The organism is Dyadobacter sp. 3J3, assembly GCF_009801115.1.
In the GTDB taxonomy this organism is placed as follows: domain Bacteria; phylum Bacteroidota; class Bacteroidia; order Cytophagales; family Spirosomataceae; genus Dyadobacter.
Map to the genome: position 1 here is coordinate 154,095 of NZ_VTOL01000014.1, position 10,876 is coordinate 164,970.

A 10,876-nucleotide genomic window follows, 5' to 3' on the forward strand; every position below is an offset into this window, starting at 1 on the left:
TCGGCCAAAAAGGGCGTTAACTCGTAATTAACAATAAAGAAAATCATGGCATACGGTTTATTAAAAGGAAAAAGAGGAATAATATCCGGCGCGTTGGACGAAAATTCAATTGCCTGGAAAGTTGCGCTAAAAGCAAAGGAAGAAGGAGCTATATTCACATTGACCAATGCACCGATCGCTATGCGTATGGGCGCAATCAACGAATTGGCCAAAGTTTGTGATGCGCAAATTATTCCTGCGGATGCCACTTCAGTTGAAGATATTGAAAAGCTATATACCCAGTCGATGGACGTATTGGGCGGAAAAGTAGATTTTGTTTTGCACTCGATCGGTATGAGCGCAAACATTCGTAAAGGCAAACCATACGGCGACCTTAACTACGATTATTACCTGAAAAGTCTTGATGTATCATCGCTTTCTCTTCACAAGTTTTTACAAGTGGCTGAGAAAATGGATGCGATCAACGAATGGGGTTCTGTGGTTGCTTTGTCATACATCGCGGCACAACGTACCTATCCATTCTACACGGATATGGCCGAAGCCAAAGCGATGTTGGAAAGTATTGCACGCAGTTTCGGATACCGTTATGGAAAAGCAAAAAATGTGCGTGTCAATACAATTTCTCAGTCGCCTACAAGAACAACAGCTGGTTCTGGAATTGGTGGATTTGATGCATTTTATGAATTTGCAGAAAAAATGAGCCCGCTTGGAAATGCTACGGCTGATGATTGTGCAAACTATACTATCTCCATGTTCTCTGACCTGACGCGTATGGTAACGATGCAAAATCTTTTCCATGATGGTGGTTATTCATCGACGGGAATTTCAGAAGAATTAGTTCAAATGATTCAGAATCAAAACAAAGCGGAGTAGAATTCGGATTTGTTTTTTCATAAAAATGTAAAATCCCTCCTAAACATCCCGTTCTGGAGGGATTTTTGTGTGTTGATAAAATAACTAAACCGTTCATCCCGTTTGGCGTTGTATGGTTATGACGAACTGAGTAGTTTCGTTGCGTAAATCCAGAGCTATGAACTTTCTTAAAAATTCCCCGATTCTCATGAATTCATCTTCAAAAATAAAATATACAGTTCTTTCAGTGCTTGTTTTTCTGCTAGCCGCCTGTGGTAGTGAAAAGGAAAAAGCAGCAGCCATTCCGGATGCGCCCGTATATACGCTGATTTTCCTGGATAAAACGCAAAGTGTTAATGTCAATAAAGCTTATGTAAACGAAAAATATCGCCAGACGCTGACTAACATCGTGGAAACCAACATGAAAAATAAAGGAGATAAGCTGGAAGTTTATTTTATACATGAAAATACATCTCAGGCACGTGCCTTGTCGCTGACAATCCGTAGTGAAAAAGAGGTTAACGATGGTGCGAATGCAACCGACCGTGAGGCAATTGAAACTGCATTTCAACTTTCATTACAAAGAGAAAAAAGTATTTTTTTAAGACAATTGCTTTTGAAATTAAACCAGCAAAATACCGGAGCGTCAAATCAGTCGACCGATATCTGGGCCAGTTTGCCGGTTATTGCCAAAGCAGGAGAAAGTGGCGCGCAGGTTAGCGTATATTATTTCAGCGATATGATAGAAAGTGTAAAAGGTGCTGACAGACGTGATTTCCACAAACAGCCTCCGGTTTCCGACGCACAGGCTGAAGGCGAAGCAAAATCAGACGTAAAAAAATTGGAACAATACGCAATCGGTTCGCCTCAGGTTACCATCGTTTCTCCTTTCGAAGCCACAGCTTCTTCCAAAGAAAATAATCCGCATGTAACGCATTACTGGCAAACGCTTTTTCAGGAATTGGGCGGGGTTAGTGTGGATGAGTTATGAGCTAATCAAAACCCAACAATCGTCTTGAAATTCTCCACTTCATCGAAAATCGATAAAATCGGAATTTGAAAACCGTCTACAACGAAACTTGTAACAAGTCCCTGTGAAGATTTAAGAACCAGATCGTAGCTATTTCCTTTAAGATGATATTGCTCCAAAGTCTGGTTTTCCGGATCGATGATCCAGTATTCTTCAATTTTGTGCGCCTGATAATCTTTGAATTTTATACCTCTGTCACGCTTGGCAGTAGAATCTGAAAGAATTTCTATGACAAGATCCGGAGCGGGAAAAAGGGTTTGATCTTCTGTGAAAGTCAAAGATTTTTCTTTTCGGAAAAAACAGATATCTGGTTCATAATCATTTCTTGTGAGGGTAATCATTATTTTTTCAATGCCAACAAAGCCTAAATTATTCTTTCCGGAATAAATACTTAATAATCTGTAAAGTAGACCGCTGGCAACGTTGTATCTTTTAGTAACCGGAAAATGGACAATAACTTCTCCATTAATAAACTCAACCTTTCCCTGCTCAGTAACATCATCATAAAATTTCAATCTGCACTCACGTTCCTGATTGAGTAAGTTGTTTGCCTTTTCGATCAAGTAATAGGCATCGGGCTGATTTAAAATGTCTGCAAGGAGGCGAGTATTCATGGTTACAGATTATCTATAAAAATAATTTTCAGAAAATAGCACATCAACCAGCCCAATTCTCCCGATCCAGACTCCGATACTGAATCGCCTCAGCCAAATGTTCCACCCGAATATCATCGCTTCCAGCCAGATCTGCTATCGTTCTCGACACTTTTAAAATTCGGTCGTATGCGCGCGCCGATAATCCTAACCTGTCCATTGCCGTGCGTAAAAGCGCTGTTCCGGCTGTTTCAATGATACAGATCTTCTTAACCATTTCCGGAGGCATCATTGCGTTGGAATAAATCTCCTTAGTATCTTTAAAACGTTCGATCTGCCTGTCACGTGCTTTAATAACCCGTTCACGAATTTGCGCACTGCTTTCTGATTTACGGGTTGATGCGATCTGATCGAAGGTTACAGGCGTCACTTCTACGTGCAGATCAATCCGGTCTAACAATGGTCCACTGATTTTATTCAGATACTTTTGTACCACACCCGGTCCGCAAACACATTCTTTGTCCGGATGATTGTAATAACCGCAGGGACAGGGATTCATACTGGCGATCAACATGAAATTTGCCGGAAATTCTACTGTCATTTTTGCCCTTGAAATACTTACTTTTCTTTCTTCCAACGGCTGCCGCATTACTTCCAATACGGTTCTTTTAAATTCCGGGAGTTCATCCAGAAACAGTATTCCATTATGTGCCAGTGAAATTTCTCCGGGCTGAGGAAAACTTCCGCCACCAACCAAAGCTGCATCGCTGATACTATGATGTGGCGCGCGGTATGGCCGACGGGAAACCAGTCCCATATGCGTTCCCAACTTACCGGCAACAGAATGGATTTTTGTTGTTTCCAACGCTTCCGGCAAACTTAGCGGAGGAAGAATACTGGGAATACGCTTCGCCAGCATCGTTTTTCCAGCGCCGGGAGGTCCGATCATAATGGCATTATGGCCGCCCGCAGCTGCAATTTCCAAAGCGCGTTTGATATTTTCCTGACCCTGAACATGTTCAAAATCAGCGTCGTATTCATTTTGTGTTGTAAAAAATAAATCTCTTGTATCTACTATAAGCGGCTCAATAGAACTCTTACCTTCCAAAAATTCGATGGCATCTTGAAGCGTTTCAACGGGAATCACGTCAATATTATTGACAATCGCTGCCTCCCTGGCGTTTTCAGCAGGTAAAATAAATCCTTTAAAACCTTGTTTTCTAACTTCGATCGCGATGGGTAAAACACCTTTTATCGGTCGTAGCTTGCCATCAAGCGACAGCTCGCCCATGATCACATAATCTTCCAGATTCTGAACAGAAGTAATTTGTTCAGATGACTCTAAAATGCAAAGCGCAATGGGAAGATCATAAGCAGATCCTTCTTTTCGGATATCAGCAGGTGCCAAATTGACAACTACTTTTTGCCTTGGCATTTTGTAATTGAAATATTTCAAAGAAGCTTCAACACGATGTTCACTTTCTTTAACCGCGCTATCTGCCAGCCCGACAATGTGAAAATGCATTCCCTGCCCAACCTGAACTTCAATGGTAATCATCTTGGCATTCACGCCATAAACCGCACTTCCGAAAGTTTTTGCAAGCATAATATTGATTGAAAATTTGATAGTGTGTGAAAGTCAGTAGACAAACCTTTCCAAAATTAACAGGAAATTACGTAACCTGACCCATTCTGATAAAGATAAGCAGGACCGGAAATGTTGATATTCCTGATTTGATTAAAATCGGATAAAAAGACAACAGAAAACGTCGTTATGGTTGAATAAACGTTAAATTTAACAATCAAAAAAAATCCTGACAAAGGATTTTTTTAATTTAATCATACTCCTATTCCCATGATAAAGTATTTATTCGTTGCCTCTCTTTTGCTGCTTGCACAAGAAAAAGTCTTTTCTCAAAAAAAAACCAGTGTACTTTCCGGCAAAATAATTTGTGTCGATGCAGGCCACGGCGGAACTGCACTTACGGATAGCTACCGGGTCGGTCCGGGAGGTGAACGTGAAGAATGGATCAATTTGCGTGTCGCCAAACTTTTGCAAAAAATGCTGGAAGAAAAAGGTGCCACGGTTTTCATGACCAGAACAACAGACGATACCATTGCCTTATGGCGCCGCGCAAAAATAGCCGTTGATAACAAAGCCGATCTTTTCGTTTCGATTCATCATAATGCTACTGCGGACTCGAAAGTAGACTTCCCTATTATTTATTTTCATGGCAATTCAAGTGAAAATTTGGCAGGAGTCGAGCTGGGAAAAGAACTGGCTACAACTATTACAAAAAGTCTTTTTAAAGGTAATAGTCCGGTTTCAGTCGCTTCTGATTTTAGTATTTTTCCAAAAGCCGGAGCTCAGGTTTTAAGGGTAACCTATGGAATTCCGGCTGTTTTAGCCGAAGCTGCATTTTTCTCAAATCCGGAAGAAGAGCAAAAATTGAAACAGGAAGATTACAACCGTAAAGAAGCTGCGGCATATACGGAAGCCTTTGAAGCCTTTTTTAGCAAACCAATTCCGAAAATAATTCCCAAAAATTCATTGGTTACTATTCCGCCTTTTCTAGTTTTTGAAGAAGCTGCGCGCATGAATGATATCGCCCGTCGCTGGCATCAGGATTTTCTGGATGGACAGGCGCTAATGAAAAATACCGATACGACTTCTCTTCGCCAGGCTTACGATTTATTTACCCGTTCCGCACGTTCTTTTCCGGATTCCTACGTCGCAGCGGATTGTCACGCCAACAGGGCGTTGTTGTTAAGGCTGATGGATAAAAGAGAAGAAGCCAGAGAGGAAGAAAAACGTGTGAGGGAGTTTTACGTCAAATTTGCGGTTAAAAAATGAAGAGATTTATGAATAGCAATTCGGTGATTACGAAATTTCTGCCCGGCATCTTGTTGTTGTTTTTATTACTGCTAAGCGACAAATCGGTGTCTCAGGCCACTTTCCGGATTCTTGACAAACCTATCATTTTTGATGCGGAAAGGAAGCGCCTATCTATTGATTATTTAGCCAACAGGCATTCAATTAAACAGAAAACTCCTTATATCAAGCCACAAATGATTGTGTTGCATTGGACTGCTGTGCCTTCTATTGAGGAGACTTTTGATGTTTTCAATCCGGTTTTACTACCGGGAGCGCGTGCGGGAATTGCTTCTGCGAGTAATTTAAATGTTTCGTCACAATTTCTAATCGACCGCGATGGGACTATATTCAGGCTTCTACCGGATACTGCTTTTGCCCGGCATGTTATCGGATTAAACTATTGCGCGATCGGTGTAGAGAACGTGGGTTCGGATAAAGATCCTTTAACAAAGGAGCAATTAAAGGCCAATGAGCAGCTTGTACGGTATTTGAAAAAGAAATATCCGGCGATAGAATATGTGATCGGCCATTATGAATACACCGATTTTGTAGGGGATCCGTTATGGAAAGAAGTTGATTCCAATTACAGAACTACCAAGACAGACCCGGGAATTGATTTTATGAGAGATATCCGGGAGAAATTGAAAGATCTTAATTTGAAAGGAAGTCCGGTGTCTAAAAAATAAAAAGATCTTATTTGAATAGCATTTTTAAATTGAGTCCTATATCGGTAGCAGGGTCTTTGAAATCGGTTTCGGTGAAATATTGAACAGAATTGTCAGGAAGAAATAGTTGAAGGGTCCTGACAGAGGGCATGATAATCCAGGCGGATTTAACACCACTTGGAAAGTATATTTTCCTGATTTTTCCGGTCAAAGCATCATAAGCTTGTGTCGGAGAAAGTATTTCAATTGCTGTGATCGGTGGTTCTGTGTAGCGAATTATATCCTCTTCCCAGTTGAAAACCAGATTTTGGAAAATTGAAATATCAGGCTTTGCGCGACCGTTGGATAATTCAAGTTCGAGTTCTGGCATGATATCGAACTTATCATCATAGGCAGACAGCAAAATGCTTAACCGGTAAGTCAATCGGGAATGGTTCAAAGAGATGGTTTCTTCAAGAGGGGTTTCAATTTCCGTAATTTCAACTGCTCGTAAGTCCATAGCGTCTCTGTTTTAAACAAATATAGAAAATTTATTTCCTAAAATCTCCTACTCAACCACCGCCGATACACAAATGTAAGTCGGGATAATTCCTGTACTTCTGATCCTGACTTCTGCGTCAATCGCCTGAGTGTTACCCGTTAATACCAACGCAGTATCCAGCCCGAATTTATTTCCACCCAAAATGTCTGTATGCAAAGTATCTCCTACCATGAGGATATCTCTTTTACTCACATTTGGATAATTTTTAATATGCTGATACGCAAAAATAAACATTTGAGGATCTGGTTTCCCAAAACGGATGAACTGCCTTCCAATGGTATCTTCGATCATTTTTGCCAAAGCACCAACGGCAATGGAAAGCCGGGTTTTTGAAGCCGGATAGGTTTTATCCGTATTGGCTACAATCACCGGAATATTGCGTTTACGAAGCAAATTTAGTGTTTTTGTCAGATCTGTATTCCAGTCAAATCCCTCATCATCTAAGAAAACAAGCGCGTTGACGTCGTCGATGGCGCTTAAATCGAGTTCCTTGATTGATAGCGTTTTAATATCAGCCGTGCCGATGTAATGAGCAGAATTTTCTGTTCCAAGATAGGCTACGATCCCATTTCTTACTTTTAGATCCAGATATTCCCGCGCAAGCATACCCGACGAAATAATTCTATCAGGCGTGACATCATTAATTCCCAGTTTTACGTATGATTCAGCCAATTGCTCAGGACTTCTGGATGCGTCGTTTGTAACAACATAGAAATCTTTACCGGTTTCTTTCAGGTAAGCGAATGTATTTTCAATTCCGGGGATTAAACCGTTGTAAGTTTTAAGTACACCAAACGCATCGAAAAATATAACTTCGTACTTCGAGAGCACGGATTTGAAGTTGTCTAGAATCATGAATTTGGTGTCTGGTTTACTATTTATCTAAATTCTGTTTTTTCTTACTTTCTTTTGGTTCTGATTTAATACCCAGATGATTTAGGATTTTTTCAGGATCAAAAGTGTCAATCGAAGGAAAGTAGAGCTCGTAGGCTTCTCTCTGCAATTTGGTTGAGTAAGTTCTATGAAAAAAGTATTTTCCGTATTTTATTACATAATTCAGAATAAAAAAACGATAAGCTTCTTTCATAAACCGCACTTCATTTTCTGAAAGCGGATATACTTTATGGTATTCTTCCAGGAAAATCATAAAGCGATCTTCCATTAGCGGCGTGATAAGATAACTGAAAACGGTACGATCGCCAACGTTAGAAACAACTCTGCTGAAAAAGTAAAAATCAAGAATCCTCGAAGAAACCCGGAACCAGTCATAGTCCCACCGTGAAAATAAATGCTGTTCGTCCGTAACTGAGAAATTTCCAATATTCCAGTCTACGAAAACAGGCATCATATCAAAATTAATAACACCTAGTTTATTGATATTCTTCAAAAAAGTTTCACACTGATCTTTGAGAAAATCGATATGCATCCGATGTTCGTATTGTCCTGCTTCTGTATCCAGAATATCAAGTAAATGGTAAATATCGGTTCTTAATTTTTTCGAAGATTTCGGGAGCGATTTTCCTACTCGAAAGCATGCAAGGTGGAATTTTGCCATTTCCCGGCCCATTTTCCGGATATGATCTTCGTCCAGTCTTTTGGGCATGCGTTGCATTGCCCGGATCGGATTATAAAAAACAACCCAGGTATCCAGAAAATCTTCCTGGTAACGATAGGTATAAACCTGATTATTTTTCAGCAGTGATTTTGCCAGAACATTTTCAAAAGGGTAAAGCAAATTATTGGAAGCGGCCTGAATAATCCGGTGGTCCTCCTTGAAATGTTCATATTTTCCAAAATAAGAAAGCTTGGCAATAACGGTATCATCGTTGTCCAGCGTAACCCTGAAAACGTGATTTGTAGAAACTTTGGCACTTATATCTTCAACCAACTTAATGGAAATAGAATCATCAAATCCCGCCCACGCTTTTTCTATAATGGCCGGATAGTTTTTTATACGCATGAAATTAATTACTGTTTTTAGTTAAATAGCCGACAGAATCGGGTACTTTTTAGTGATAAAGTGTTACAAAGTTAACAACTTCACTGATACTATATATGCTTGTCTCTTTGAGTAGCAAACACTGAAAAATGTTAAAATATTGATTTTCAGTGGAAAGAGGAATTGAAATTCTGCATTACTTCTTTAACATAAAATTTAACATTAATTTTGCAGCGAAACTTACCATTTAATATTTTGTATTTTTTCTATTTTTCCCGCTTTTTGATCCGTCTGGCGCTGCCTATTTTCCTTCGACGGTTGTTTGTTGTTAACTTCGATCAAGTACCAAATAAGGGGCCATTGCTATTGGCTTCCAATCATCCGGATTCATTTTTTGATGCGCTTGTGATCGGTGCAACCATGCGTCAGCCGATTTTTACACTGGCACGCGGAGATGCTTTTAAAAAACCTGCTGTTGCTTTCTGGTTAAGACAAATAAATCTGATACCGGTTTTCAGAGGCTCGGAAGGAAGACAGGCCGTTTTAAGTCTGGACGTGACGACAAGGGAGAGTCTGGATGCGATGAAAGGAGGCAATACTGTAATAATCTTTTCAGAAGGCGTTTGTGTGAATGAGTGGAAACTTCGTCCACTGGGAAAAGGAACGGCACGAATGGCGCATCAGGCGTGGTTTGGAGAAAGTAACTTGAAGGAAATGCAGGTGATTCCAATTGGAATGAATTATGAACATTACAGAGGTACCGGGAAACGGACTGCTATCCGTTTTGGAGACGCAATTCATTATTCCGATATCAAAACCGATCCGGAAGATTATGAAAAATGGCTTCGGGAATTTAATGAAATCCTTCAATTCAAAATGAATCAGGAAATTCTGACAATTCCTGAAACGGCAACAAAGGAAGAGCGTAAAATGGCTTTCAATAATTTTTTCGGACCGAGTTCTATTCCATCAAAAGGTAACTTTTTATTACAAGGATTGGGATGGTTTGGTCGCCTTATTCACCGACCTCTTTATCATGCTTTTGACAAAAAAGTATCGAAAATCACAGCAAGATCTGTTTTTTATGATTCGGCTTTATTTGGATTATTATTATATCTCTATCCTGTGATTGTACTTTTAATAGCCGGAATTGTAGGGATTTTTGCTGGCTTTAAAGTCGCTTTGGCAATTTTTGCGGCACTTCCAATGTTGGCTTGGTTGGGAAACAGATATCGGTAGAAATAACTTTTTAACGAAAATTATCTTTGCCACGAATGCACGAATAGTACACGAATAAATCTGTGAAAATTCGTGCATTCGTGGCAAAACTTTTGGCTAATTTTTGACCCTGTTCAATCTCATCATTGATTGAGCGGGTTGGGAAACAGATATCGGTAGAAATAACTTTTTAACGAAAATTATCTTTGCCACGAATGCACGAATAGTACACGAATAAATCTGTGAAAATTCGTGCATTCGTGGCAAAACTTTTGGCTAATTTTTGACCCTGTTCAATCTCATCATTGATTGAGCGGGTTGGGAAACGGATATTGGTAGAGATATCTTTAAAAAATTATCTTTGCCACGAATGCACGAATGATACACGAATAAATTTGTGAAAATTCGTGTATTCGTGGCAAAACTTTTAGTTAATTTTTGACCCTGTTCAATCTCATCATTGATTGAGCGAGTTGGGAAACGGATATTGGTAGAGATATCTTTAAAAAATTATCTTTGCCACGAATGATACACGAATAAATTTGTGAAAATTCGTGTATTCGTGGCAGAACTTTTAGTTAATTTTTGACCCTGTTCAATCTCATCATTGCTTGAGCGGGTTGGGAAACGGATATTGGTAGAGATATCTTTAAAAAATTATCTTTGCCACGAATGCACGAATGATACACGAATAAATCTGTGAAAATTCGTGTATTCGTGGCAAAACTTTTAGTTAATTTTTGACCCTGTTCAATCTCATCATTGATTGAGCGAGTTGGGAAACGGATATTGGTAGAGATATCTTTAAAAAATTATCTTTGCCACGAATGATACACGAATAAATTTGTGAAAATTCGTGTATTCGTGGCAAAACTTTTAGTTAATTTTTGACCCTTTTCAATCTCATCATTGATTGAGCGGGTTGGGAAACGGATATTGGTAGAGATATCTTTAAAAAATTATCTTTGCCACGAATGATACACGAATAAATTTGTGAAAATTCGTGTATTCGTGGCAAAACTTTTAGTTAATTTTTGACCGTGTTCAGTCTCATCATTGATTGAGCGGGTTGGGAAACGGATATTGGTAGAGATATCTTTAAAAAATTATCTTTGCCACGAATGCACGAATAGTACACGAATAAATTTGTGAAAATTCGTGTA

10 protein-coding genes are annotated in these 10,876 nt (G+C 39.4%); 5 read left to right on the forward strand and 5 right to left on the reverse strand.

All coding sequences use genetic code 11. The annotated features are described in order from the left end of the window. The first annotated feature begins 45 nt into the window (after positions 1-45). Positions 46-873: an enoyl-ACP reductase gene (locus tag FZF08_RS25695; RefSeq protein ID WP_159475589.1), complete on the forward strand. Its 828-nt coding sequence runs from the start codon at positions 46-48 to the stop codon at positions 871-873. 187 nt (positions 874-1,060) lie between these two features. Then, positions 1,061-1,843: a hypothetical protein gene (locus FZF08_RS25700; RefSeq protein WP_159475592.1), complete on the forward strand. Its 783-nt coding sequence runs from the start codon at positions 1,061-1,063 to the stop codon at positions 1,841-1,843. 5 nt (positions 1,844-1,848) lie between these two features. Here the strand turns inward: FZF08_RS25700 and FZF08_RS25705 are convergent, their stop codons facing one another. Together FZF08_RS25705 and FZF08_RS25710 are read right to left on the reverse strand one after the other, a co-directional pair. Further along, entirely contained in the window at positions 1,849-2,496 is a 648-nt protein-coding gene (locus tag FZF08_RS25705) for a Uma2 family endonuclease (RefSeq protein ID WP_159475595.1), read from the reverse strand. Between the two features lie 43 nt (positions 2,497-2,539). Further along, a complete protein-coding gene (locus FZF08_RS25710; RefSeq protein WP_159475598.1) occupies positions 2,540-4,081 on the reverse strand; it encodes a YifB family Mg chelatase-like AAA ATPase in 1,542 nt (513 codons plus the stop codon). A gap of 249 nt (positions 4,082-4,330) precedes the next feature. On the opposite strand from FZF08_RS25710, the gene FZF08_RS25715 reads away from it, so the two are divergent. Then, positions 4,331-5,329: an N-acetylmuramoyl-L-alanine amidase gene (locus FZF08_RS25715; RefSeq protein ID WP_159475601.1), complete on the forward strand. Its 999-nt coding sequence runs from the start codon at positions 4,331-4,333 to the stop codon at positions 5,327-5,329. 8 nt (positions 5,330-5,337) lie between these two features. After that, entirely contained in the window at positions 5,338-6,036 is a 699-nt protein-coding gene (locus tag FZF08_RS25720) for an N-acetylmuramoyl-L-alanine amidase (RefSeq protein ID WP_159475604.1), read from the forward strand. Positions 6,037-6,043: 7 nt separating this feature from the next. On the opposite strand, the gene FZF08_RS25725 is transcribed toward FZF08_RS25720, so the two are convergent. The 3 genes from FZF08_RS25725 to FZF08_RS25735 are packed head-to-tail and all read right to left on the reverse strand — an operon-like array spanning position 6,044 to position 8,516. Continuing rightward, entirely contained in the window at positions 6,044-6,514 is a 471-nt protein-coding gene (locus FZF08_RS25725; protein ID WP_159475607.1) for a Uma2 family endonuclease, read from the reverse strand. A 48-nt stretch (positions 6,515-6,562) separates the two neighbouring features. After that, the gene (locus tag FZF08_RS25730; protein ID WP_159475609.1) at positions 6,563-7,411 is read right to left on the reverse strand and encodes a TIGR01459 family HAD-type hydrolase; all 849 of its coding nucleotides are present in this window, start codon (positions 7,409-7,411) and stop codon (positions 6,563-6,565) included. Between the two features lie 19 nt (positions 7,412-7,430). Further along, positions 7,431-8,516: a hypothetical protein gene (locus FZF08_RS25735; protein ID WP_159475611.1), complete on the reverse strand. Its 1,086-nt coding sequence runs from the start codon at positions 8,514-8,516 to the stop codon at positions 7,431-7,433. Positions 8,517-8,723: 207 nt separating this feature from the next. On the opposite strand from FZF08_RS25735, the gene FZF08_RS25740 reads away from it, so the two are divergent. After that, entirely contained in the window at positions 8,724-9,734 is a 1,011-nt protein-coding gene (locus FZF08_RS25740; protein ID WP_229216700.1) for a 1-acyl-sn-glycerol-3-phosphate acyltransferase, read from the forward strand. Positions 9,735-10,876 lie beyond the last annotated feature (1,142 nt).